Source organism: Micromonospora sp. NPDC005254 (assembly GCF_042872525.1).
In the GTDB taxonomy this organism is placed as follows: Bacteria; Actinomycetota; Actinomycetes; order Mycobacteriales; family Micromonosporaceae; genus Micromonospora.
In genome coordinates, this window is sequence record NZ_JBIAKM010000008.1 from 342370 (window position 1) to 366960 (window position 24591).

Genomic DNA, 24591 nt, shown 5'->3' on the forward strand with positions numbered 1-24591 from the left:
CCGCATGATCAAGGGGTTTACGCCGGTTGGCGTAAACCCCTTGATCAGCGTGTCACTGCCGGATCAGGCGCGAGCCTTCTCCCGCATCTCGAAGGTCTCGATGACGTCGCCGACCTGGACGTTGTTGTAACCACCCAGGGTCAGACCACACTCGAAGCCCTCGCGGACCTCCGTGGCGTCATCCTTGAACCGCTTGAGCGAGGTGATCGTGAGGTTGTCCGCCACGACCGCCCCGTCCCGCAGCAGGCGCGCCTTCGCGTTGCGCCGGATGATGCCCGACCGGACGATACAACCGGAGATGTTGCCGATCTTGGACGAGCGGAAGACGTCGCGGATCTCCGCGCTGCCCAGCTCGACCTCCTCGTACTCCGGCTTGAGCAGGCCCTTGAGCGCTGCCTCGATCTCCTCGATGGCCTGGTAGATGATCGTGTAGTACCGGATCTCCACGCCCTCGCGGTCGGCCATCTCGCGGACCTTGTTCGAGGCCCGCACGTTGAAGCCGATGATCGTGACCGGCTCCGACGAGGCACTCGCGAGCATGACGTTGCTCTCGGTGATCGCGCCGACGCCCCGGTCGAGGACCTTGAGCTGGACCTCCTCGGGGATGTCGAGGTTGAACAGCGCGTCCTCCAGGGCCTCCACCGAACCGGAGACATCACCCTTGAGGATGAGGTTGAGCGACGTCTTCTCGCCCTCCTTGAGCTGCTCCATGAGCGTCTCAAGAGTGGCCCGACCACGGGAGTTGGCGAAGGACGCCGCCCGCCGCCGTGCCTGCCGCTGCTCGGCGATCTGCCGCACCGTACGGTCGTCCGCCGCGGCGAGGAACGTGTCGCCCGCGCCGGGAGGCGCGGTCAGACCCAGCACCATGACCGGACGCGCCGGACCGGCCTCGGTGAGCTGGTTGCCGTTCTCGTCGAGCATGGCCCGGACCCGGCCGTGCGCCCCACCGGCGACGATCGAGTCGCCCGCCCGCAGGGTGCCCTTCTGCACGAGCACCGTCGCCACCGCACCGCGACCCTTGTCCAGGTGCGCCTCGATGGCCACACCCTGCGCCGGCCCGTCGATCGGAGCGGTCAGCTCCAGCGACGCGTCGGCGGTCAGCAGGACAGCCTCGAGCAGTTCCTCGATGCCGATGCCCGGCTTCGCGGCCACGTTGACGAACATGGTGTCGCCGCCGTACTCCTCGGCGACCAGGCCGTACTCGGTCAGCTGCTGGCGGACCTTGTCCGGGTTGGCCTCCGGCTTGTCGACCTTGTTGACCGCGACCACGATCGGCACGTCGGCCGCCTTGGCGTGGTTCAACGCCTCGATGGTCTGCGGCATCACGCCGTCGTCGGCCGCGACCACCAGGATCACGACGTCCGTCACCTGGGCACCACGGGCACGCATGGCGGTGAACGCCTCGTGACCCGGGGTGTCGATGAAGGTCACCGCGCGGTCCTCGCCCTCGTGCGGGACGTGGACCTGGTAGGCACCGATGTGCTGGGTGATGCCACCGGCCTCGCCGGCCACGACGTTCGCCTTACGGATCGCGTCGAGCAGCTTGGTCTTACCGTGGTCGACGTGACCCATGACGGTCACGACCGGCGCACGACTGACCAGACGCTCCTCGGCCACCTCCGCGTCGAGGTCGATGTTGAACTGCGCGAGCAGCTCGCGGTCCTCGTCCTCCGGGCTGACGATCTGCACCTCGAAGCCGAGGTGTTCACCCAGCAGCTGCAGGGTGTCGTCAGAGCAGGACTGGGTCGCGGTGACCATCTCGCCCAGGTTGAACATCTCCTGGACCAGCGAACCCGGGTTGGCGTTGATCCTGTCGGCGAAGTCCGACAGCGAGGCGCCACGGGAGAGCCGGACGACCTGACCCTGACCCCGGGGAGCACCCGAGCTCATGGTCGGAGCCGACAGGTTGTCGAACTCCTGTCTGCGCTGCTTCTTGGACTTGCGGCCACGCGTCGGCCGGCCACCCGGACGCCCGAAGGCACCCGCGGCGCCGCCGCCACGGCCACGACCGCCGGCACCCGGACGACCGCCGCCGCCCGAGGGAGCGCCCGGACGGAAACCACCGCCGGGAGCACCGCCACCGCCGCCGGGACCGCCACGGTAGCCACCGCCACCGCCGGCACCCGCGCCACCACCGGGGCCGCCGCGGTAACCGCCGCCACCACCGGCGCCGCCGCCGGGACCACCACGGAAACCGCCGCCACCGCCACCGGGGCGACCCGCGCCGCCACCGGGACGACCGGCGCCACCCGGGCCGGGACGACCGGCAGCCGGACGCTGACTCGGCATGGACGCCGGGCTGGGCCGCGGCGGCATGGAGTTCGGGCTCGGCCGCGGCGGCATACCCGCCGGGCTGTTGGGCCGGGGGCCACCCGCACCCGCGGCCGGCGGCCGCTGCTGCTGGCCACCCTGGATGCCGAACGGGTTGTTACCGGCGCCGCGCGCCGGCGGACGACCGCCCGGTCGGGCACCGGGACCCGGCGCCGGCGTGCTCGGCCGAGCGGCCGGCGAACCGGGACGGGGCGGCATCGCGGCCGGACCCGGCCGCGGACCGGGGCGGTTGCCGTCTGCCGGAGGCTCCCGGCGAACGGGGTTTTCCCGCTGCTGCTGGCGGGCGGCCTGCGCGGCCTTGACCGCGGCCTCCTGCTCAGCCTTCAGCGCGGCGGCACGCGCCTCCGCGGCCGCCACCTCGATGTCGTGGGCACTCGCCGGCTTGGCGACCGGGGCCGCGGACTGCGGCGCACCGGGCACCGGACCCTTGGGCTTCGGACCGGGTGCCGGCGCGGCCGGCCGCCGAGGCGGCATCGGCTTCGCCGAGACCCGGGGGGCGCCCGGGGTCGGAGACGGCGTCGGGGTCGGCGTCGAAGCCGGCGTCGGCGCGGGCGCCGACGGGGCGGCCGGCGCCGGAGCACCGGACGACGCGACGAATGCGTTACGCAGCCGTCGGGCGACGGGCGCCTCGACCGTGCTGGACGCGGACTTGACGAACTCGCCCATTTCCTTCAGCTTGGCGAGAACGGTCTTACTCTCGACCCCGAGCTCTTTTGCAAGCTCGTGTACGCGGGCCTTGCCTGCCACTGCACTCCTCACTCCGAGGTCGTGCGGGCAGCACCCGCAGCGACCTCACTCGTGCACTTGAAGCCTGGTCATTTCAGGGACTTCATCGTGTGCTCATGTCGGTCGTCCTACCCTGCTAGCGACCCTCGCCCGGTCGGGCTGACCGGACGTAGTGGTTGGCGCATCGACGTGCTCTGCCAGCACACCGTGGTCGAGGACCTCGGTGATGCGCAGCGCTCGCCCGAAGGCTCGGCGCCGCACCGCCAGCGCGAAGCAGGCCGGATCCGGGTGCATGTTCGCTCCCCGACCCGGCAGCCTGCGGCGCGGATCAGGCCGGAGGCTGTGACCAGCCTCGTCCCCGATCGCGACGACCCGCAGCAATTCGCTGGCCGGCGCACGTTGCCGGCAACCCACACAGGTGCGCTCCGGCTGCGCGCGTCGTACCACTGGAGGAAGTCTACCCCTAGCTGCCCGAGATCGCGCCGCCCGGCTCCGGCACATGCTCGGCCGCGCCGCGCGCGGCCGGGGCGGTCTGCTCCGCGTCGGACCGGATGTCGATCCGCCAACCGGTCAACCGGGCAGCGAGTCGGGCATTCTGCCCCTCGCGGCCGATGGCGAGCGAGAGCTGGAAATCCGGGACGGTCACCCGGGCGGCCCGACCGGCCAGGTCCACCACCTCGACGCGCAGCGCCTTGGCCGGCGACAACGCGTTACCGACGAAGGTGGCCGGGTCGTCCGACCAGTCGATGATGTCGATCTTCTCACCGTGCAGCTCGCTCATCACCGCGCGCACCCGCTGGCCCATCGGGCCGATGCAGGCGCCCTTGGCGTTCACCCCGGGGGTGGTGGAACGGACGGCGATCTTCGTACGGTGACCTGCCTCACGGGCGATCGCGCCGATCTCGACCGTGCCGTCGGCGATCTCCGGGACCTCCAGCGCGAACAGCTTCTTGACCAGGGCCGGGTGCGACCGGGACAGGGTGATCTGCGGCCCGCGCATGCCCTTGGCCACGTGCACCACCACGCACCGGATCCGCTCGCCGTGCGCGTACCGCTCGCCGGGCACCTGCTCGGACTGCGGCAGCACGCCCTCCAGCTTGCCCAGGTCGACGCTGACGATGCCCTTCTCGGTACGGGTCTCGTGCGCCTGCACCACGCCGGTGACCAGGTCACCCTCGCGGCCCACGTACTCGCCGAAGTGCACCTCGTCGGTGGCCTCCCGCAGACGCTGGAGGATCACCTGTTTGGCGGTCATCGCGGCGATCCGCCCGAAGTCGTGCGGCGTGTCGTCCCACTCGCGCACCAGGGAACCGTCGTCGTCCATCTCCTGCGCGTACACCAGGGCCGCGCCGGACTTGCGGTCGATCTCCACCCGGGCGTGCGGCTCGGCGCCGTCGGTGTGCCGGTAGGCGGTCAGCAACGCGGTCTCGATCGCCGCGAGAATCGTGTCGAACGGGATCTCCCGCTCGCGCTCGAGTGCGCGCAGCGCCGCGAGGTCGATGTTCACCTCTCCTCGTCCTCCACATCATCTTCGTCGTCGATGTCGTCTGAATCGTCGTTCTCGTCGGTCTCGTCCGCGTCGTCGAACTCGTCCGGCTCACCCAGCTCGGCGAGGCGGGTGAACTCGACCTGCACGCGGCCCGGGCCCAGCTGGGCGTACGCCCACACGGTCTGGCCGTCGTCGGTCTCCAGCCGCACGCCCTCGTCGTCGGCCCCGACCACCCGGCCGGTCAGCTGGCGGTCCCCGGAGGGCTGCTCGCCGCGCTGGCCGGGCAGCGCGACCGCGCCCCGGACGGTGACCTTGACCAGCCGGCCCACGTTGCGCCGCCAGTGCCGGGGCAGGGTGAGCGGCCGGTCCACACCCGGCGAGCTGACCTCGAGCTGGTATTCCCCGGCGAGAATGTCGCCGCCGGTCTCCTCGGCGGCGTCCAGGGCGGCCGAGACCGCGCGGGAGACGTCCGCGACGGCGTCCAGGTCGATGCCGCCGTCGGCGTCCACGATCACCCGCACCACGTGCCGGCGGCCGGCCCGGGAGACCGACAGGTCCTCCAGGTCGTAGCCCACGCCGTTGACCACCGGCTCGATCACGGTCCGCAGCCGGGTACGCCGTGCCGCGAGATCACCGCCGCCGCGCGGGGCGGCGCCGTCGCGCGGACCGCGGGAGCCCGCGCCGTCGCGGGGTCGACCCGTCGACCTGGTGGCACGGCCACGCTGCGTCATCTGCGCACCCTCTCCCTGGTCGACCGGGACCCTCGTCCCGCCATGCCGGCACGCCACCGGAGCGGACGCGCCGGTGGCTGCGCAGAGCGTAACGCGCCTGCCCGGCGGCGGACCGGGCGGCGCACCGACGGCGATGGCCCCCGGACCGGCCCGGATGGTGTTCACTGGCCCGGTGGGGATCGGCAGAACGACACCGCGCGACCAAGTATCCGGACATAACCGGCGAAACCTCCTGCGCGTCGGGGCGCTGCTGGCGCTCGGCTGCGCAGCGGCGCCGCTGACCGGCTGTGATCTTTTCGACCGCGACGACGAGCCGGCGCCACCGCCGGACCCGCTGCGCCCGATGGTCGACGAGTCGCTGGGCCTGGCCGCCGCGTACCGGGCGAGCGCCGCCGCCCACCCGGAGCTGGCCGACCGCCTCGGCCCCATCGCCGAGACACACACCGCGCACGCCACCGAGCTGGCCCGGGTGATCGGCCTCGCTCTCCCGTCCACACCCGCCGCCGACCCGAGCGCCACCGCGGCGACCGAGCCGGCCGGCGCGCTGGCCGCCCTGCGCGCGCGGGAGAAGACCGCACAGCAGTCCGCCACCGCGGCCTGCGCGGCGGCGCCCGCCGAGCGGGCGGCGCTGCTCGGGTCGATCGCCGCCGCGCGGGCCACCCACCAGGAGGCACTGAAGTGAGGCAGCCCACCTCCGGGGAGGCGCTCGCCGCCGCCCTCTCCGCCGAGTACGCGGCCATCTACGCCTACGGGCGGATCGGCGTCCGGCTCACCGGGGCGGCACGCGAGGCCGCACACCAGGCGGAGGCCGCACACCGACGACGGCGCGACGGGCTGGTCGTGCAGCTCAGCACCACCGGCGGCACCGTTCCACCGGGCCGGGCCGGGTACGCGCTGCCGTTTCCCGTCATCGACCGGGCGAGCGCGTTGCGGCTGGCCGTCGAGGTGGAGGAGCGCACCGCGGCGCACTGGCGGGCCGCGTTGGCGTCCACCACGGGCCCGGACCGCGACCAGGCGCTGGCCGCCCTGGTCGAGTACGCCGTACGGGCCACGCGGTGGCGCAAGACCGCAGGGGTGACCCCGGCGACTGTCGCATTTCCCGGCCGCCCGACCTGAACCTGGTCCACTCCGGTTGCGGAGCGCATACCAGGTATGCATACTCCGTTGCCATGTCCATCCGTCACGGGCTGCTCGCCCTTCTCGAACGCGGCCAGATGTACGGCTACCAGCTGCGCGCCGCGTTCGAGGAGTCGACCGGCTCGACCTGGCCGCTGAACATCGGGCAGGTCTACACCACGCTGTCCCGGCTGGAACGGGACGGTCTGGTGCGCCCGCTGCCGGAGAGCGAGGCCGGGCAGCGCCCGTACGAGATCACCGACGCCGGCCGGGCGGACCTCGCGCTGTGGTTCGCCACCCCGATCAGCCGCACCGACCGCCCCCGCGACGAGCTGGCGATCAAACTGGCCCTGGCGCTCACCACCCCCGGGGTGGACGTCCGCTCGGTGGTGCAGGCCCAGCGCAGCGCGACCATGCGCACGTTGCAGGAGTTGACCCGGTTGAAGTACGGCAGCGACCGCCCGGAGGACCTGCCGTGGCGGCTGGTGCTGGACTCGATGGTGTTCCAGGCCGAGGCTGAGGTGCGGTGGCTGGACCACTGCGAGACCAGTCTGGTCCGGCTCCAGCCCAACGGGCCGACGCCACCCCCGACCCGGCCGCCCGACGCCGGGGCGTCCGACGGCGCGCGGTGGGCCGACGAGGAGGCGCGACGGTGAGCGGAATGGACGACGCGGTGCTGGAGCTGCGCGCCGTCCACCGCACCCACGGGTCCGGCCCGGCCGCGGTCCACGCGCTGCGCGGTGTCAGCCTGGTCGTCCGGCCGGGCGAGCTGGTCGCCGTGATGGGCCCGTCCGGTTCGGGCAAGTCGACGCTGCTGGCCCTCGCCGGTGGGCTGGACCGCCCGACCCGCGGCGACGTCCGGGTCGAGGGCCAGCCGCTCGGGGCGTTGGATCGCCGCGGCCTGGCCCAGCTGCGCCGCCGCCGCATCGGTTACATCTTCCAGCAGCTCAACCTGCTGGCCAGCCTGAGCGCGTTGGAGAACGTCGCGCTCCCGCTGGAGCTCGACGGCGTCGGCGGCCGGCGGGCCCGTGCGGCGGCTCTGGCCGCGTTGACCGAGGTGGGCCTGCCGGCGCTGGGTGACCGCTTCCCGGACCAGCTCTCCGGTGGTCAGCAGCAGCGGGTGGCGATCGCCCGCGCGCTGGTCGGCGAGCGGCGGCTGGTGCTCGCCGACGAACCCACCGGGGCGCTGGACTCGCAGACCGGCGAGGCGGTGCTGCACCTGCTGCGCCGCCGGGTCGACGCGGGCGCCGCCGGCATCCTCGTCACCCACGAAGCGCGCCACGCCGGCTGGGCCGACCGGGTGGTGTTCCTGCGCGACGGCGTGCTGGTCGACACGACGGCCCCGCTGGGCAGCGTCGAGCAACTGCTGTCCGGCAGCGACCGTTGACCCTGCGCCGGACGCCGCTGGCACGCCGCCGCGTCGATCCCCCGGCGGTCGGGCCGGTGACACCGCCCACGCCCGTCGGGCGGCGGAGGTTCGCCGAACTGACCGGCTCGTGGCGGGCGGCGCTGCGGATCGCCCGACGCGAGTCGCGCCGGGCACGTCGGCGTACCGCCCTGGTGCTCGCGATGATCGCCCTGCCGGTGCTGGTGCTGGCCTTCCTCGCCGCGAGCTACGACATGTCCGAACTGACCCCGCAGGAGCGTGTCGACCGCCGCCTCGGCGTCGCCGACGCGGAGCTGCGGTGGTTCGCCGAGACCCCGGTCATCCAGGACGAGTGGGGCGACAGCTGGTATCCCCGTGACGACAGCCAGTCAGCGATCGGCCGCCCGGCCACCGCCGCCGAGGTGACCGCGTTGCTCGGCCCCGGCAGCCGGGTCACCGAGGTCCGCGCCGGAGGCCCGGTGACGGTGCGGGGCCCGAGAGGCGACGAGACCCTGCAGGGGCGGGTTCTCGACCTCGCCGACCCGCTGGCCCGGAGTCTGGTGCGGTTCCGGTCGGGGCGGGCGCCGCAGCAGCCCGGCGAGGTCGCGGTGAGCCCGGCGGCGCTGCGCCGCCTGGACGTACGCCTGGGCGACGCCGTGGCCACCGCCGACCGGGCGAGGACGTACACGGTGGTCGGGGTTGTCGAGTTTCCCGACGACCTCGGCCCGGTGATGGCGCTGCACCCGGCGGCCGTCGGGCGGGCCGATCCGCAGACGGAGAGCCGCTGGCTGGTCGACGTGCCCGGCGTCGTCGACGCGGCGATGGTGTCGCGGCTCAACGACCACGGGGTGGTGGTCGCGCCGCGCCACCTACCCGCCTCGGCGACGTCGTCCCGCAGCTGGATCGGCTACGCGGACACCACCGACCTGAGCACCGGCGTGCTGATCGCCGGTCTCGGGTTGCTGGAGGTCGTGCTGCTGGTCGGACCGGCGTTCGCCGTGGGGGTCCGCCGTCGGCGCCGGGACCTGGCGCTGGTTGCCGTGGCCGGCGGGGACGCGGCCCAACTGCGTCGGGTCGTGCTCGCCGACGGGGTGGTGCTGGGCGTGCTGGGCGCCGCGGCGGGGTTGCTGCTCGGTGTCGGCGCGGCGTTCGCCGGTCGTCCACTCATGGAGCAGTACGTCTTCGGCGCCCGCTTCGGCGGGTACCGCTGCTGGCCCTCGGCCCTGGTCGTGCTCGGCGGGGTCGCGGTGCTGGCCGGGGTGCTGGCCGCGCTCGCGCCGGCCTGGACGGCGGCCCGGCAGGACGTCGTCGCCGGGCTCGCCGGGCGACGTACCCCGCCGCCGCCCCGGGCCCGCGCCCTGACCCTCGGGTTGACGCTGGTGGTCGGTGGGGCGGCGCTCGCGGCGTTCGGGGCCAGCCGGACATCACCGGCGGTGATCCTGACCGGCCTGATCCTCGGTGAGCTGGGCCTGGTCTGTTGCACGCCGACGTTGATCGGCGCGCTCGCCCGGCTCGGCCGGGTGCTGCCGCTGGCGCCCCGCATCGCGCTGCGCGACGCCAGCCGCAACCGGGCCGCCGCGGCGCCGGCCATCTGCGCCGTGATGGCGGCGGTGGCCAGCAGCGTCGCGCTCGGCGGATACCTGGCCAGCGACGGGGTCCGCGACGCGCGCACCTACCAGCCGATGCTGCCCACCGGTCACGTCCTCATCAACCCCCAGGAGCCGGGCCGGCAGCCGGAGCCGACGTTGGCCCAGATCGACGCCGTCGCGCGGGCGCAGCTGGGCGCCACCGCCGTCGCACCCGTACGCACGCCGCTCTGCTCCTCGACCGACGGCGCGGCGGACTACTGCTCCGTCGGGCCGGAGATCCCGCCCGAGCGCGTCTGCCCCTTTGTGCCCGGGGACAGGCTGTCGGCGACGCAGCGTCGCCAGGCGCGGGCCGACCCGCGTTGCCGGAACCGTGCCGCGGACTACTTCGGCAACGGCGTCGAGACAGTGGTGGACGACGGCAGCGCGCTGCCGCTGCTCACCGGCGCCGACGCGGCGGCGACCGCCGCCGCCACCGCCGTGCTGCGCGCCGGGGGCGTGGTGGTGACCGACCCGCGCTACCTGCACGACGGCCGGGTGACGGTGCAGGTCAACGAGGTGCGGGCCGGGCGGGACGAGGCGACCACCACCCGGCACGACCTGCCCGGGTACGCGTTGCCGCCCACGGTCGGCCAGCCACGCCTCCTGCTCTCCGCGTCCGCCGCCCGACAACTCGGTCTGAGCCCTGTCCAGGCGGGCTGGGTGGTCGACACTCCGGCGCCGCCCAGCCAGCGCCGGCAGGATCGATTCGCCAAGGACCTGCGGGCCTTCGGGACGTTCTCCCTCCAGGTGGAGCAGGGCGCCGCCCCGCGCGACGACTCACCGCTGCTGCTGCTGCTCGCCGCGGCGGCCGGAATGATCACGGTGGGCGCGGCCGGGATCGCCACGGCGCTCGCCGCCGCGGAGGGCCGCGCCGAACTGTCCACCCTCGCCGCGGTCGGCGCGGCCCCTGCGGTACGCCGACTGCTGGCGATCTGTCAGGCCGGGGTGATCGCCGGTCTCGGTTCGGTGCTCGGCATCGTGGCCGGGCTCGGCACCGCGGCGATCGTGCTGTTCTCGGCCAACCGGGAGTACGCCACGGCCTGGCCGGCACGGGAGCCGTACCCGTACCTGGTGCCGTGGCCGGCGCTGGGCGTGCTGGTGCTGGTGCCGGTGGTGGCGATGCTCGGCGCGGGCCTGTTCACCCGGTCGGGGCTGCCGATCGAACGGCGCCTGGACTGAACCCGGGCCACCCGGGGGCCGGGGGCCGGAACCGGACCGTCCGGGGGTGCCGTCGGGGCGGGGCAGCCGGCAGACTGAGCCACGTGTCAGCGCTCGCAACCCTCACCCGTCGACTCGGCCACCACCGCTGGTTCGGGTCCGCCGCCCGCCTGCTGGTCCCCGCCGACCGGATCGTCGGCCGGCTCACCCGGGGCCGGGTGGTCGCGCTCGGTGTGCTCCCGTCCCTCGTGATCACCACGACCGGTCGCCGCTCGGGCAAGCCGCGCAGCAATCCGCTGCTCTACGTGGCCGACGGCGACGCGTACGCGGTGATCGGCTCCAACTGGGGGCAGACCCACCAGCCCGGTTGGGCGATGAACCTGCTCGCCGACCCGGCCGCCGAGGTGGACGTGAAGGGTCGCCGGTTCCCGGTGCGGGCCGACCCGGCCACCGGGGCCGAACGGGACCGCCTGTGGCACCTGCTGGTCACCGAGTGGCCGGCGTACCGCACGTACGTCGAGCGGGCCGGCGGCCGGGAGATCCGCATCTTCCGGCTGGTGCCGACCGGGCGCGGCGTGCCGGCCGACCCCCCGTCGGCTGGCTAGGCTGACGCCAGTCGCTTCAGGCGGAGGTTGACCCGTGAGCGCGAGGAGTGAGCCGGTCCTGCGAGCCCCGCAGCCGCGAACAAAGGCTGACCAGTGAGCGCGAGCAGTGAGCGGTCGGGTGTCGACCGGAGCCTCGACGATCGACGGTGGACGGTGGCGGAGCGGGTCGCCGAGGTGGTCCGGCGGCGGTTTCCGGCCGAGGTGCTCGCGATCGCGGTCCACGGTCCCCTGGCGCACGGCGACGACGACGGTGGCGGGGACGGTGAGGTGGGGATGCTGGTGGTCACCTACCGGCCGGGCGCCGGGCCGCCGCCGGCGACCCGGCGGGTGGACGGGGTGCTTGTCGATCTGACCGTGGCCGCCGCCGACGACTACCTCGGGCAGGCCCGGGTGCTCTCCCCGTTGTGGCCGCTGACGGCCGACCGGTACGTCACCACCCGGTCCCTCTACGACCCGACGAGCTGGCTGCGGACGTTGCGGGACGAGCATCTCGGCCGGCTCGCCCGGGCCCGGCCGACGGAGTTCAGCACCGCGGCGCGGCAGGCCTGGTACCGGGGTAGCGCGGCGCACTCCCGGGCCGCCCGGTTGGCCGAGTGGTACGAGACGGACCAGGCGTTGCTGATGCTCGGTGAGGCGCGGTTGGCCGCGGCGACCGTGACCGGCCTGCTGGGCCGCACCTACTTCCGTGATCCGGGTGACGCGGTGCGGCGCACGGGGCTGGCCGGCGCGGACATGACGGAGGTCGGCGCGGTGCTGGCGCGGCAGGCCGAGGAGTTGGCGGCGCGTGGCCGCCCGGTCGACGGCACGATCGACGAGCTGCTCACCGGTTGACCGGCGTCACAGCCCGCCCTGCACTCCGATCAGTGAGCCGACCAGGTAGGTGGCGCCGGCCGCGGCGGCGCCCAGCACGAGTTGACGCAGGCCGCTGGTCCACCAGGGTCGGTTGGTGAACCGGGCCACCACGGCACCGGCGGCGAACAGGCCGAGCCCACCCACGGCGAGCGCCAGCCAGAGTTCGGTGGCGCCCAGCAGGTACGGCAGCAGCGGGATCAGCGCCCCCACCGAGAAGAACAGGAACGAGGAGATCGCCGCCGCCCAGGGGCTCGGCTGGTCGTCGGGGTCGACGCCCAACTCCTCGCGGACGTGCACCCGCAGCGCCTCCTCCGGGTCCCGCCGTACCGCCTCGGCGACCTGGGTGGCGAGGTCGCGGGGCAGGCCCCGGGCCACCCACGCGTCGGCCAGCTCGCGGGCCTCCGCCTCGGGGTGCCGCTCCAGCTCGCGCCGCTCCTTGGCCACCTCGGCGGCGACCTGTTCGTTGGCCGAGCGCACGCTCGTGTACTCGCCGAGCCCCATCGAGATCGCACCGGCCACCAGGCCGGCGGACCCGGTCAGCACGATGCTGCGCGGCGACACGCCACCGCCGCCGACGCCGGCGATGAGGGCGATGTTGGTGACCAGGCCGTCCATCGCGCCGAAGACGGCCGGGCGCAGCCAGCCGCCGGAGACGTCCGCGTGGTGTGCCTCGCGCAGGGCCGCGGGAGTGTCGGTCACGGCAGGGTCAGGATCTCGTGGCCGTCGTCGGTGACGACGATGGTGTGCTCGAACTGGGCGGTCCACCTGCGGTCCTTGGTGACCACCGTCCACCCGTCGTCCCACATGTCGTACTGGTAGGTGCCGAGGGTGATCATCGGCTCGATGGTGAAGGTCATCCCCGGCTCCATGATGTCGGTGGGGCGGGGGCTGTCGTAGTGCGGCACGTAGAGCCCGCTGTGGAAGGTCTCGCCGATCCCGTGGCCGGTGAAGTCGCGGACCACGCCGTAGCCGAACCGCTTGGCGTACGACTCGATGACCCGGCCCACCACGTTGATCTGGCGGCCCGGGGCGACCGCGCGGATGCCGCGCATCATCGCCTCGTGGGTGCGTTCGACGAGCAGCCGGGCCTCCTCGCTGACCTCGCCGACGCAGAAGGTGGCGTCGGTGTCACCGTGCACCCCACCGATGTACGCGGTCACGTCGACGTTGATGATGTCGCCGTCGGTCAGGACGGTGGAGTCCGGGATGCCGTGGCAGATGACCTCGTTGACGCTGGTGCAGCAGGACTTGGGGTAGCTCCGGTAGCCGAGCGTCGACGGGTACGCGTCGTGGTCGCAGAGGAACTCGTGCACCAGACGGTCGATCTCGTCGGTGGTCACGCCGGGCTTGCAGTGCTCACCGGCGAGCTGGGTCGCCTGGGCGGCGAGCCGGCTGGCGATCCGCATCTTCTCGATGGTCTCCGGCGTCTGCACGTGCGAGCCGCGCCACTGCTGCGGGCTCTTCTTACCCACGTACTCCGGGCGGGGAATGTGGGCGGGCACCGGTCGCATCGGGGAGAGCGTGCCTGGGGTCAGCGGCGGACGGACGGTCATGCCCCAAGCCTATCGCCGGAGGAGCTGGTGACCCGTGCCACGGCCCGGCAGTCCCGGTTGTTGCCCTGCCAGGTCGGCTGTGCCATGGTGTCTGCGTGGATCAAGGGGGAGCACCACCCGTCTTCTCCGCCAGCGCGGAGATCGACGGAGAGCACCTCCGCGTGGTGGTGACCGGCGAGGTCGACATGGCGACCGCCGACACGATGCTCCAGACCGCCCTGCGCGAGCCCGCCCGTCGGATCACCCTCGACCTGCGCGCCGTGACCTTCTTCGACTCGGCGGCCATCCACGCCCTGGTCCGGCTCGCCCAGCAGTTCTCCGGCACGCTCACCGTGCTGCCGTCCCGGCAGGTCCGCCGGGTGCTGGAGATCTCCGGCCTGGGCGACCAGGGCTGGCTCGACCCGGTCTGAGATCGCCGACGCACCCGGCCGCCGGCACCCCGGCCACCGGGTCCGGGGTCAGCCCTGCAACTGCCGGCGCAGCGTCACCTCGGTGCCCTCGTCGGTACGCCGCACCATCAGGTCACCCAGCGCCTTGATCAGTGACAGGCCGCGCCCCCGGAACCCGGAGTCGGTCGGCTCCCGCCACTGCCCGGTGTCGCGCACGGTGGCGATCACCGTCCGGTCCTCGATGGCCACCTCGACGCTGATCACCGCCTCGGCGGGTTGGACGGGGTGCTCGATGGCGTTCGCGGCGGCTTCCGACACCGCCACGGTCAGGTCGAACAGGTCCGTCTCGCCGACGTTGTGCGCCACGAGGAAGTCCTCCAGGCGCTTGCGCAGCACGCTCAGTCGGGTCGGGTCCGCCGGCAGCCGCAACGCGAACCGGTTCAGCTCGGCCGCCTCCAGGGCGAGCACCGCCACGTCGTCGCGGCGCGGCCGTCCGGTGACCCGCTCGACCACCGTGTCGATCAGGTCCGTCACGTGTTCGCCGGGGGTGGCGGCGTCGGCGCGCAGCTGCGCGAGCGCGGCGTCGATACCGAGCTGACGGTCCTCGATCAGCCCGTCGGTGTAGAGCAGCAGCCGGCTGCCAGCGGGCAGCTCCCCCTCGACCGTCCGGTACGTCGTGTCGGGGATGACGCCGACCGGCGGGCCGAGCGCGCGGTCGTGCAGGAACGCCACGTCGTCTCCTCGGATCAGCAGGGGGGACGGATGACCGGCGCTGGCGTAGCGCAGCCGGGCGGTACGGGGGCTGAACAGCAGGCAGACCACTGTCGCGAACGAGCGCCCCTCGGTGGACCCGACCAACCGGTTGAGCCGGGTCAGCGACTCACCCGGGTCGAAGCCCTCCAGCAGGTACGCCCGCAGCGCGTTGCGCAGCTGCCCCATCGCCGCGGCGGCCTGGACGCCCTTGCCGACCACGTCGCCGATGACCAGCACCAGGTCGTCTCCGTCGAGCCTCATCGCGTCGTACCAGTCCCCACCGACCTCGACGTCGGCGCTGCCCGGCAGGTACCGGCTCGCGACGACCGCGCCCGGCATCTGGGGCAGCGACCTCGGCAGCAGGCTGTGCTGCAACGTGGCGGCGATGCGGTGTTCGGCCTCGTAGAGCTGGGCGTTCTCCAGCCGAACGCCGACCAGCCGGGCCAGCTGGGTGAGCGCGGCCTCGTCGGCCTGCGCGTCGTCGCCGGCAGCCTGCCAGACCCGCAACTCGCCGAGCTGCTCGCGGGTGGTGCCGGTCAGCGCGGCCACGAAGGACGGGTCGTTGGCGGTGACGCCACCGCCGTCGGCTTCGGCGCGGGCGCCGGCCGCGGTGACCACGACCCGGGCGGCCTCGGCGAGGCTGAGCGCGTGCCGGGCGGCGACGTGCAGCACATCGGTGGTGGAACGGGCGGTGTTGACCGCCACCGCCGCGTCGGCCAGCGCCCGAAGCCGACGGATGATCTGCCCGCGCAGCTGGCCCAGCTCGACGTTGGCGCGGACCCGGGCGATCAGCTCCTGCCCGGAGAACGGCTTGGTCAGGTAGTCGTCGGCGCCCACGGAGAGGCCGGCGACCGCCTCGGCGGAACCGGCGCGGGCGGAGAGCAACACGATCGGCACGTCGCGGGTGCGGGGGTCCGTGCGCAGCGCGCCGACCAGGCCGAACCCGTCCAGCCGGGGCATCATCACGTCGGTGAGCACGAGGTCGAACCCGCCCGCACGGGCCAGCGTCAGGGCCGCCAGACCGTCGCTCGCGGTGACCACCTCCCAGGTCGGGGAAAGCAACCGGGTCACGTGCTCGCGCAGGTCGACGTTGTCGTCGACGACCAGGATCCGGCCGGCCGGGGCCGCGTCGGTCGGCTGACGGTCGGTCGGCCCGGGCATGTCCTCGTCGGCCCACAGGGCCGTCTCCGCCACGTACAGCCGGGCCTGCTCGGGCTCGCCCGTGGGCAGTGGGGCGAACGCGGCGACCCGGTCGGCGGGCAGGTGCGCCGATCCGAACGGGACGGTCACCGTGAAGGTGCTGCCCTCGTCGATCTGGCTGGTCACACCGACGTCGCCGCCGTGCATCTCGACCAGTTCCCGGACCAGCGCGAGCCCGATCCCGGTGCCCTCGTGGGTGCGGGCGCGCACCCCGGGCACCCGGTGGAACCGCTCGAAGACGTGCGGCAACTCGGCCGGCACGATGCCCACGCCGGTGTCGGTGACCTCCAGCCGGGCGACGGCGTCGTCGGCCCGGATCCGCACCCGGATCTCGCCGTCGAAGGTGAACTTCACCGCGTTCGACACCAGGTTGAGGACGATCTTCTCCCACATGTCCCGGTCGATGAAGACCGGCGCCGGCAGCGGCGGGCAGTCCACCACCAGGCGCAGCCCGGCGCGCTCGGTGGCCGAGCGGAAGGTGCTGGCCAGCCGGGCGGTGTAGCCGGCCAGGTCGGTGGGCTGGTAGCGGGCGGCCAGCCGACCGGATTCCAGTCGGGAGAAGTCGAGCACGGTGTTGACCAGCTTGAGCAGTCGCAACGCGTTGCGGTGCATCACGACGAGCCGGTCGGTGTAGGCGGCGGGCAGCTCCGGGTCGGCCAGCATGTCCTCCAGCGGGCCGAGCACCAGGGTCAACGGCGTACGGAACTCGTGGCTGACGTTGGCGAAGAAGTTGGTCTTCGCCCGGTCCAGCGCGGCCAGCTCGGCGGCGCGGGCGCGCTCCTGCTCGTACGCCCGCTGGGTGCCCACCGCGCGGGAGATCTGCGCGGCCACCAGGTCGAGGAAGTCGCGGTACTCGTCGCCCAGCGGCAGCTGGCGGGCGACGCCGGCGACCAGCGCGCCGACCGTCTCGTTGGCCGCCTTGACGGGCAGCACGAGCGCCACGTCGGCGGCGTCGGCCGGTGGCTGGGCGAGCAGACCGCTCACCTCGATGGTGGCCGGCGAGCCCTCGGCGACCAGCTCGCCGAACGTGTCGGGCGGGACATTGACCGCGGCCGGGTCGACGCGGCTGGCGGCGGTCAGGGTGAACCGGCCGGTGGAGTCGGCCAGGTAGATCAGCGCGAACGGCACGTCGGCGGAGTGCCGGGCGAGCACGTCGGCGGCGGTCCGGCCCAGCTCGCCCGCGCTGATCACGTCGGCCAGCTCGGTGCCCAGCTCCGACAACGCCCGCAGCCGGCGTTCGCCCACCACCCGCCCGGTGGTCTCGTTGACGATGCAGTAGACGCCGCTGACCGCGCCGTCGGCACCCCGGATCGGGTCGTACGAGACGTCGAAGTAGGTCTGCTCGACGAAACCGGAGCGGTCCAGCAGGAAGGGGTGGTCCTCGCCGCGGTAGGAGAGCCCGGTGCGCCGGACCCCGTCGAGCAGCGGACCGAGGACGTCCCACGTCTCGGCCCAGTGGTGTCGGGCCGGCTGGCCGAGCACGTGCGGGTGCTTGCTGCCGATGGTCGGCCGGTAGGCGTCGTTGTAGAAGGCGAGCTGGTCGTCGCCCCAGAACATGACGATCTGCGCGCTGGAGGAGAGCATCATGCCGATCGCGTTGGAGAGCGCCGCCGGCCAGCCGGACGGCCCGCCCAGGGGGTGGGTGGACCAGTCGAAGGCGCGGATTCGCTCACCCAGCTCACCGCCGCCCGCGTACGCGGCGGTGAGCAGCGGGGAGATCTCGTGGACGTCCGCGAAGGAATGCCCCGCATCCGCGCCCCCCTGGGCCGAGCTCATGCAGCCTCCCCCGCTTCGGCCGTACCCCGCAGCCGTTGATCTTCACGCGCCGTGCTCCGACTTGTACCCCGGCGGACCAGCAACGTAACGCATGACGCCCCTTGGACGCTGGTTACCCGTGCCGCACCCGTCGCCGACCCGGCAGCGCGGGGGCGTACGCGGGCCCAGGGAGGCCGCCGGGAGCGCCCTGACCTGTCAGAAGACCGGCAGTCCGTCGATGCTCGCGGCATTCTTGGTGGCGCGGTAGGTCACCAGATCATCGGCCGTACGGCGGGAGTGTGAGGTAAGCAACAGGTCACGCTCCGCGCGGTAGTCCATCAGCGGCACGGCATAACCGCAGGAGTCGCTGACCCGCTCGACCTCGACCGTGATCACGGCCCGCACGGCGTGCACGTCCGGCGGCGCGGGAAACTCGGCGAGCCGATCCGCGTAGCCCGCCTCGGTCACCGCGACGCTGCTGCCCCTGCCGTGCAGGCGCACGATCTTCGGGGGCCCGTCGAACGCGCAGAACATCAGCGTGATGCGGCCGTTGTCGCGCAGGTGGGCGATGGTCTCCGCGCCGCTGCCGTGGTAGTCCAGGTAGGCCACCCGGTGCGGGCCGAGGATCACGAAGGTGCCCGTCATGCCCTTCGGCGAGACGTTGACGTGCCCCTCGGGCCCGGACGGCGCGGTGGCCACGAAGAAGACCGGCTGGCCCGCGATGAACTCCCGCAGACGACCGTCGATCTCTGGATAGACCTTGCCCATGCGGTGATCCTCCCATCGCGCCCGTCCCCCGCCGGGGCGACCTGCGTCACACCGTCGACGACCCCGCCGCGTCCACGCCCTCGTGGCGGACCCGCACCGGCGGGCCGGACGCTCGCCGGCGGGCGGCCCGGACCAACGCCGTGATCGGACGCGGGTCCGGCTCGTTCTCCGGATGCCACTGCACCCCGAGCACGAACGGACGGTCCGGGTCCTCAACCGCCTCGATCACGCCGTCCGCCGCCCAGCCGCTGACCGCGAGCCGCCCCGGCGTGGCGACCGCCTGATGGTGGTACGAGTTGACCCGGTCCACCCCGGCCAGCGTCCTCGCCGCCAGACTCCCCGGCGCGAACCGCACCGGATGGGTGCCGTAGACCCCCGGGGCCGGACGGTGCGCCTCCGAACCGACGACGTCGGGTAGGTGCTGGTGCAGGGTGCCCCCGTACGCCACGGCGAGCAGCTGCATTCCCCGACAGACACCCAGCACCGGCAGGTCGGCGGCGAGGGCAGCCGTCAGCAGGGTCAGCTCACCGGCGTCCCGGTCCGGCCGGTCCTCGCTCCGCGGGTGCGGCTGCTGGCCGTACCGCCCGGGACCGACGTCGGCGCCCCCGGCCAGCAGGAGCCCGTCGAGGACCGCCAGCACGTCACCGTCGGAGTCGTCCGGGGGCAGCACCACCGCACGACCACCGGCAGCGGTCACCGCCCGCACGTACGCCTCCGGCACCAGCACCGCCCGCACACCGCGCCACACGGCCCAGTCGGCGGGCTCGACGTACGCGCTGATCCCGATCAGCGGCCGCCTCACCGGACGGCCAGCGTTCGCGACTGCGGGGCTCGCAACATCGGCTCACTCCTCGCGCTCACAGGGGAGTCACGTATGCGCCGGTGATCCCGCCGTCGACCACGAACTGCGCGGCGGTCATGAACGAGGCGTCGTCGCTGGCCAGGAACGCCACCGCGGCGGCGATCTCCTCCGGCTGCCCGAACCGGCCCATCGGCACGTGCACCAGTCGGCGGGCAGCCCGCTCCGGGTCGGCGGCGAACAACTCCAGCAGCAACGGGGTGGCCACCGGGCCGGGACAGAGCGCGTTGACCCGGATGCCCTCGCGGGCGAACTGCACACCCAGCTCCCGGGTCATCGCCAGCACCCCGCCCTTGCTGGCGGTGTACGCGATCTGCGACGTCGCCGCGCCCATCAGCGCCACGAACGAGGCGGTGTTGATGATCGAGCCCTTGCCCTGGCGGCGCATGTGCGGGATCGCGTACTTGCAGCACAGGTAGACGCTCGTGGTGTTGACCCGGAGGACCCGTTCCCACGCGTCCAGGCCGGTGTCCAGGATGGAGTCGTCGTCCGGCGGGGAGATGCCGGCGTTGTTGAACGCGACGTCCACCCGGCCGTGCCGGTCGGCCACCCCGTCGAACAGGTCGCGGACCGCCGACTCGTCGGCCACGTCGGTGCGGACGAACTCGCCGCCGCACTCCTCGGCGGCCTTCTCGCCAGCCGCCTCGTCGATGTCCACGCAGACCACCCGGGCCCCCTCGGCGGCGAACCGCCGCACGGTGGCCAACCCGATGCCGCTGCCCGCTCCGGTGACCACGGCCACCCGGTCCTGCAATCGACCCTGCACTGGCGTTACTCCTCTGTCGCGATGAACACGTTCTTGACGTCGGTGAAGGAGTGCAGCGCGTCCGGGCCCAGCTCACGGCCGAGCCCGGAACGCTTCATCCCACCGAACGGGGTCCAGTAGCGCACCGAGGAGTGCGAGTTGACGCTGAGGTTGCCCGACTCGACGGCGCGGGCCATCCGCAGCGCGCGGCCCACGTCCCGGGTCCAGATCGAGCCGGAGAGGCCGTACTCGGTGTCGTTGGCGAGCCGGACCGCGTCCGCCTCGTCGTCGAACGGGAGCACCGACACCACCGGTCCGAAGATCTCCTCCCGCCAGTGCCGGTCGGCCGGCGAGTCGGCCAGCAGCACCGTCGGCGCGTGCCAGAAACCGGGGCCGTCCGGGCGGGAGCCGGTGAAGGCGACAGTCGCCCCGGTCACGTAGCCGGCGACCCGGTCCCGCTGGGCCGCCGAGATCAGTGGACCCATCTCGGCGGTGTCCCGGGACGGGTCCTCCACCCGCACCGCGCGTACCGCCGGTTCGAGCAGTTCCAGGAACCTGTCGTACACCGGGCGTTGGACCAGGATCCGCGACCGTGCGCAGCAGTCCTGGCCGGCGTTGTCGAAGACCGCGCCCGGCGCGGTCGCGGCGGCGCGCTCCAGGTCGGCGTCGGCGAACACGATGTTCGCGCTCTTGCCGCCCAACTCCAGGGTGAGTCGCTTCACCTGGGCGGCGCAGCCGGCCATGATGCGGGTGCCGACCTCGGTGGAGCCGGTGAAGCAGATCTTGCGGACCGCCGGATGGCTGACGAACCGCTCCCCCACCACCGCGCCCTCGCCCGGAATGACGGTGAACACGTCGTCGGGCAGGCCGGCCTCGCGCGCCAACTCGGCCAGGCGCAGCGCGGTGAGCGGGGTCAGCTCGGCGGGTTTGAGCACCACTGTGTTGCCGGCGGCGAGGGCCGGGGCGAACCCCCAGGCGGCGATGGGCATCGGGAAGTTCCACGGCACGATCACGCCGACCACACCGAGTGGTTCGTGGAAGGTGACGTCCAGGCCGCCGGGCACCGGGATCTGCCGTCCGGTCAACCGCTCCGGCGCTCCGGCGTAGTAGTCCAGCACGTCGCGGACGTTGCCGGCCTCCCAGCGGGCGTTGCCGACGGTGTGCCCGGAGTTGCGGACCTCCAACGCGGCCAGCTCGTTCAGGTGCGCGTCGACGACGGCGGCGAACCGCCGCAGCAGCCGGGCCCGGTCCCCCGGCGCGACGACCCGCCACGCCTCGAACACCGTCGCGGCACGCGCGATCGCCGCGTCCACCTCCGCCACCGAGGCCCCGGAAACCTCCCGAAACCCCTCCCCGCTGGCCGGATCCACCACCACGGTCACGCCGCTACCCCCTACCCCTGCGCAATCTTGCAGGTGCTACACGAACCACCGACACAACGTGCGAGATCACGGAGGACGGACCAGGGGTTAGAGGCGCTCGAAGCCACGGGTCAGCTCCCAGTCCGTCACCGCCGCGTCGAAGGCCGCCAGCTCCACCCTTGCCTGGTTGGCGTAGTGGGCGACCACCTCGTCGCCGAACGCCTCCCGGGCCACCGTCGACGCCTCCCAGAGCGCCAGTGCGTCGCGCAATGTGCCGGGGACCCGTTCGGCCTGCGGATCGTCGTACGCGTTGCCGGTGCACTCCTCGCCCAGCTCCAGCTCCCGCTCGATGCCGTGCAGCGCGCCCGCGACCAACCCGGCGATCGCCAGGTACGGGTTGACGTCGGCCCCCGGCACCCGGTTCTCCACCCGCATGCCCTGCCCGTGCCCCACCACCCGCAGGGCGCAGGTGCGGTTGTCCACCCCCCAGCGCAGTGCCGTCGGGGCGAACGAGCCCGGCTGATAGCGCTTGTAGGAGTTGATGTTCGGGGCGAAGAGCAGGCTGAACTCCCGCATGGTGGCGAGCAGCCCGGCGAGCACCCGCTGCCCGGTCTCCGACAGGTGCGCCGGCCCGTCGCCGAGCATCGCCGAGGCGCCCGTCCGGTCGCGCAGCGAGAAGTGGATGTGGCAGGAGTTGCCCTCCCGCTCGTTCGGCTTGGCCATGAAGGTGATCGCCATGCCCTCCTGAGCGGCGATCTCCTTGGCCCCGTTCTTGTAGATGACGTGGTGGTCGGCGCAGGCCACGGCCTCGTCGTAGCGGAAGGCGATCTCGTGCTGGCCGAGGTTGCACTCGCCCTTGGCGCTCTCCGGGGTCAGCCCGGCGCCGGCCATCTCGGTGCGGATCCGGCGCAGCAGCGGCTCCACCCGGGCGGTGCCGAGCAGCGAGTAGTCCACGTTGTACTGGTTGGCCGGAGTGAGGTCGCGGTAGCCGCGCCGCCAGGCATCCTCGTACGAGTCGCGAAACAGCACGAACTCCAGTTCGGTGCCGGCGTACGCGGTGAGCCCGTGCTCGGCCAGCCGGTCCAGTTGCCGGCGCAGGATCTGCCGAGGCGAGGCGACCACGTCACCGGAGCCGTCCAGCCAGGTCAGGTCGGCCAGCAGCAGGGCGGAGCCGGGCTGCCAGGGCACCCGACGCAGGGTGGCGAAGTCCGGCACCATCGCGAAGTCGCCGTAGCCGCGCTTCCAACTCGACATCGCGTACCCGTCGACGGTGTTCATGTCGACGTCCACGGCGAGCAGGTAGTTGCAGCCCTCGCTGCCGTTGGCCACCACCTGGTCGAGGAAGAACGGCGCGTGGAACCGTTTGCCCTGCAGGCGGCCCTGCATGTCGACGAGGGCCAGCACGACGGTGTCGATCTCGCCCTCGGCGACGGCGACCCGCAGTTGTTCCAGCGTGAGCGGAGCTTTCGTCATTCGCGGGCCTCCATCACCAAGGTCTACTGGCAAACCGGATCACCGTCAATGCCCCCGGGGCCGAGGGCGGCAAACCCGGTGACCGCACCGGCAGGACGGCCGCGATGACCGTCCCGCCGGGCGGGTGTCAGGCCGGGCCGTCGACCGGCGCCGGGTCGGCCGCCGGCGCGGGTTCCTCGACGGTACGCACCGGGCCGGCGAACCACTTCCGGGCCGAGGCGTACCACCAGACCGCGACCACCAGCAGCACCCCGCCCACGGCGAGCGGCGCGTAGTTCACCGCCGACCAGGTGAAGTCGTCGTTGCCGGGCACGCCGGCCGGCACGATCGGCAGCACGAAGTACACGGCGATGACCGCGATCTCGATGACCGCGATCCAGCCGAGCAGCTTGTACTTGCGCCCCAGCGTCCACGGGCCGGGCACGAACCGGTCGCCGAGGCGCAGCCGCAGCGCGATCGGAATGAGGAAGGACAGGTAGAGGCCGATCACCGCGACGGAGACCACCGCGTAGAAGGCGATCGGGATGCCGGCCGAGCTCTCGTAGAGCGCCGGCAGGGTCAGCACCAGGCCGGCGATCGTGGTGCCGATGATCGCGTTGACCGGGGTGCCGTTGCGGTTCACTCTCGACCAGAGCCGCCAACCCGGCACCGCACGGTCCCGACTGAAGGCGTACGCCATCCGGCTCATCGAGGTGATGCAGCTCATCCCGCAGAAGAACTGCCCGATCGTGGAGATGATGATGACGATCTTGAAGAAGACCGGGGTCAGGGCGGACTCGAAGATGGCGCCGGAGAAGCCGCCGGCGGCGTTGACCGCCTCGACGTCGGTGGCCGCGAACAGGAACGCCAGCAGCAGGATCCAACCGCCGACCGCCGAATAGAAGATCGACTGCCAGAGCCCGCGCGCGGCGGCCTGCGAGGCGCCCCGGGTCTCCTCGGAGACGTGCGCGCAGGCGTCGAAGCCGGTGATCGTGTACTGGGTGAGCAGGAAGCCCAGCGGCAGCACGTAGAACCAGAACGTCAGCCCGCCGGTGTCCCCGTCACCGAAGCCCGAGTTGTTGAACCGCTCGGTGAACACGAACTGGAAGCTCTGGTGATCGTCCGGAACGAACACCAGGATGGCCACCACGACTGCCGCGCCGGCCACGTGCCACCAGACCGAGACGTTCTGGAGTACGTCGATGATCCGGTGCCCGAAGATGTTGATGAGGCCGTGCAGCGCCAAAATGATCACGAAGAGGACGAACGCCTGCCGCAACGTCCCGGCCCAGCCGTCGAAGAGCGCCGACAGGGTGAGGTTGAGGAAGGTCGCGCAGCCGTAGTCGACCGAGGCGGTGACCGCGACCAGTCCGATGAGGTTCAGCCAGCCGGTGAACCAGCCGTGCACCGGGCGGCCCATGGTCGCCGCCCACCAGTAGATCCCGCCCGCCGTCGGGTAGGCCGACACCAGTTCGGCCATGCAGAACCCGATGATCAGGATGAACAGTGAGATCAGCGGCCAGCCCCAGGAGATGGCGACCGGCCCGCCGTTGTTCCACGCCTGGCCGAAGGTGGTGAAGCAGCCGGCCAGGATCGAGATGATGGAGAACGAGATGGCGAAGTTGGAGAAGCCACTCCACTTGCGGCGTAGCTCCTGCTTGTAGCCGAGTTCGGCGAGTCGTCGGGCGTCGTCGTCGATCGGTTGCTCTGCGGTCGGCACGGGCGTCGTGGCCACTGCACACCTCCCTGAGGTG

21 protein-coding genes are annotated in these 24591 nt (G+C 72.9%); 8 read left to right on the forward strand and 13 right to left on the reverse strand.

Going from position 1 to position 24591, the window contains the following annotated elements:
• Window positions 1–63 precede the first annotated feature (63 nt).
• The 4 genes from infB to rimP all read right to left on the reverse strand — a co-directional run bounded on the left by infB (window position 64) and on the right by rimP (window position 5277).
• Window positions 64–3078 carry a translation initiation factor IF-2 gene (infB, locus tag ACFYPR_RS24885; RefSeq protein WP_354857655.1) on the reverse strand — a complete coding sequence of 1005 codons (3015 nt, stop codon included), beginning with the start codon at window positions 3076–3078 and terminating at the stop codon, window positions 64–66.
• 93 nt (window positions 3079–3171) lie between these two features.
• Entirely contained in the window at window positions 3172–3504 is a 333-nt protein-coding gene (locus tag ACFYPR_RS24890) for a YlxR family protein (protein WP_266251254.1), read from the reverse strand.
• A 16-nt stretch (window positions 3505–3520) separates the two neighbouring features.
• On the reverse strand, window positions 3521–4564 hold the full coding sequence (gene nusA, locus ACFYPR_RS24895) for a transcription termination factor NusA (RefSeq protein ID WP_354857652.1): 1044 nt from the start codon (window positions 4562–4564) through the stop codon (window positions 3521–3523).
• Window positions 4561–5277: a ribosome maturation factor RimP gene (gene rimP, locus ACFYPR_RS24900; RefSeq protein ID WP_354857650.1), complete on the reverse strand. Its 717-nt coding sequence runs from the start codon at window positions 5275–5277 to the stop codon at window positions 4561–4563. The genes nusA and rimP overlap by 4 nt, the downstream gene beginning before the upstream one ends.
• A 154-nt stretch (window positions 5278–5431) precedes the next feature.
• On the opposite strand from rimP, the gene ACFYPR_RS24905 reads away from it, so the two are divergent.
• The 7 genes from ACFYPR_RS24905 (at window position 5432) to ACFYPR_RS24935 (ending at window position 11981) form a co-directional block, all read left to right on the forward strand.
• A complete protein-coding gene (locus ACFYPR_RS24905; RefSeq protein WP_354857647.1) occupies window positions 5432–5959 on the forward strand; it encodes a hypothetical protein in 528 nt (175 codons plus the stop codon).
• Entirely contained in the window at window positions 5956–6393 is a 438-nt protein-coding gene (locus ACFYPR_RS24910) for a ferritin-like domain-containing protein (RefSeq protein WP_354857645.1), read from the forward strand. The genes ACFYPR_RS24905 and ACFYPR_RS24910 overlap by 4 nt, the downstream gene beginning before the upstream one ends.
• A gap of 53 nt (window positions 6394–6446) precedes the next feature.
• The gene (locus ACFYPR_RS24915) at window positions 6447–7049 is read left to right on the forward strand and encodes a PadR family transcriptional regulator (RefSeq protein ID WP_354857643.1); all 603 of its coding nucleotides are present in this window, start codon (window positions 6447–6449) and stop codon (window positions 7047–7049) included.
• Window positions 7050–7054: 5 nt separating this feature from the next.
• Window positions 7055–7780 carry an ABC transporter ATP-binding protein gene (locus tag ACFYPR_RS24920; protein WP_354857683.1) on the forward strand — a complete coding sequence of 242 codons (726 nt, stop codon included), beginning with the start codon at window positions 7055–7057 and terminating at the stop codon, window positions 7778–7780.
• Entirely contained in the window at window positions 7777–10566 is a 2790-nt protein-coding gene (locus tag ACFYPR_RS24925; protein ID WP_387262707.1) for an FtsX-like permease family protein, read from the forward strand. Before ACFYPR_RS24920 ends, ACFYPR_RS24925 begins: the two co-directional genes overlap by 4 nt.
• Window positions 10567–10649: 83 nt before the next feature.
• Complete coding sequence (locus tag ACFYPR_RS24930; protein WP_354857637.1) at window positions 10650–11150, forward strand: nitroreductase/quinone reductase family protein; 501 nt, start codon at window positions 10650–10652, stop codon at window positions 11148–11150.
• A gap of 93 nt (window positions 11151–11243) precedes the next feature.
• A complete protein-coding gene (locus ACFYPR_RS24935) occupies window positions 11244–11981 on the forward strand; it encodes a nucleotidyltransferase domain-containing protein (protein ID WP_354857635.1) in 738 nt (245 codons plus the stop codon).
• 6 nt (window positions 11982–11987) lie between these two features.
• On the opposite strand, the gene ACFYPR_RS24940 is transcribed toward ACFYPR_RS24935, so the two are convergent.
• Window positions 11988–12701 (reverse strand): VIT1/CCC1 transporter family protein, encoded by a 714-nt coding sequence (locus ACFYPR_RS24940; RefSeq protein WP_354857632.1) that lies wholly within the window; start codon window positions 12699–12701, stop codon window positions 11988–11990.
• Complete coding sequence (gene map, locus ACFYPR_RS24945; protein WP_354857630.1) at window positions 12698–13555, reverse strand: type I methionyl aminopeptidase; 858 nt, start codon at window positions 13553–13555, stop codon at window positions 12698–12700. Before map ends, ACFYPR_RS24940 begins: the two co-directional genes overlap by 4 nt.
• Before the next feature lie 95 nt (window positions 13556–13650).
• On the opposite strand from map, the gene ACFYPR_RS24950 reads away from it, so the two are divergent.
• Window positions 13651–13965 carry an STAS domain-containing protein gene (locus ACFYPR_RS24950; protein ID WP_354857627.1) on the forward strand — a complete coding sequence of 105 codons (315 nt, stop codon included), beginning with the start codon at window positions 13651–13653 and terminating at the stop codon, window positions 13963–13965.
• A 48-nt stretch (window positions 13966–14013) separates the two neighbouring features.
• On the opposite strand, the gene ACFYPR_RS24955 is transcribed toward ACFYPR_RS24950, so the two are convergent.
• From ACFYPR_RS24955 to ACFYPR_RS24985, 7 genes are all read right to left on the reverse strand, one after another.
• Entirely contained in the window at window positions 14014–17673 is a 3660-nt protein-coding gene (locus ACFYPR_RS24955; protein WP_387262709.1) for a SpoIIE family protein phosphatase, read from the reverse strand.
• 195 nt (window positions 17674–17868) lie between these two features.
• On the reverse strand, window positions 17869–18420 hold the full coding sequence (locus ACFYPR_RS24960) for a pyridoxamine 5'-phosphate oxidase family protein (RefSeq protein ID WP_354857623.1): 552 nt from the start codon (window positions 18418–18420) through the stop codon (window positions 17869–17871).
• Window positions 18421–18466: 46 nt separating this feature from the next.
• Window positions 18467–19222, reverse strand: coding sequence for a gamma-glutamyl-gamma-aminobutyrate hydrolase family protein (locus ACFYPR_RS24965; protein WP_387262712.1), 756 nt, complete (start codon window positions 19220–19222; stop codon window positions 18467–18469).
• A 55-nt stretch (window positions 19223–19277) separates the two neighbouring features.
• A complete protein-coding gene (locus ACFYPR_RS24970; RefSeq protein ID WP_354857619.1) occupies window positions 19278–20045 on the reverse strand; it encodes a 3-oxoacyl-ACP reductase in 768 nt (255 codons plus the stop codon).
• Between the two features lie 5 nt (window positions 20046–20050).
• Entirely contained in the window at window positions 20051–21406 is a 1356-nt protein-coding gene (locus tag ACFYPR_RS24975) for an aldehyde dehydrogenase family protein (protein WP_387262714.1), read from the reverse strand.
• 87 nt (window positions 21407–21493) lie between these two features.
• Window positions 21494–22858, reverse strand: a complete 1365-nt coding sequence (locus tag ACFYPR_RS24980; RefSeq protein WP_387262716.1) for a glutamine synthetase family protein — start codon at window positions 22856–22858, stop codon at window positions 21494–21496.
• 127 nt (window positions 22859–22985) lie between these two features.
• A complete protein-coding gene (locus ACFYPR_RS24985; RefSeq protein ID WP_354857612.1) occupies window positions 22986–24572 on the reverse strand; it encodes an amino acid permease in 1587 nt (528 codons plus the stop codon).
• Between the last annotated feature and the right edge of the window lie 19 nt (window positions 24573–24591).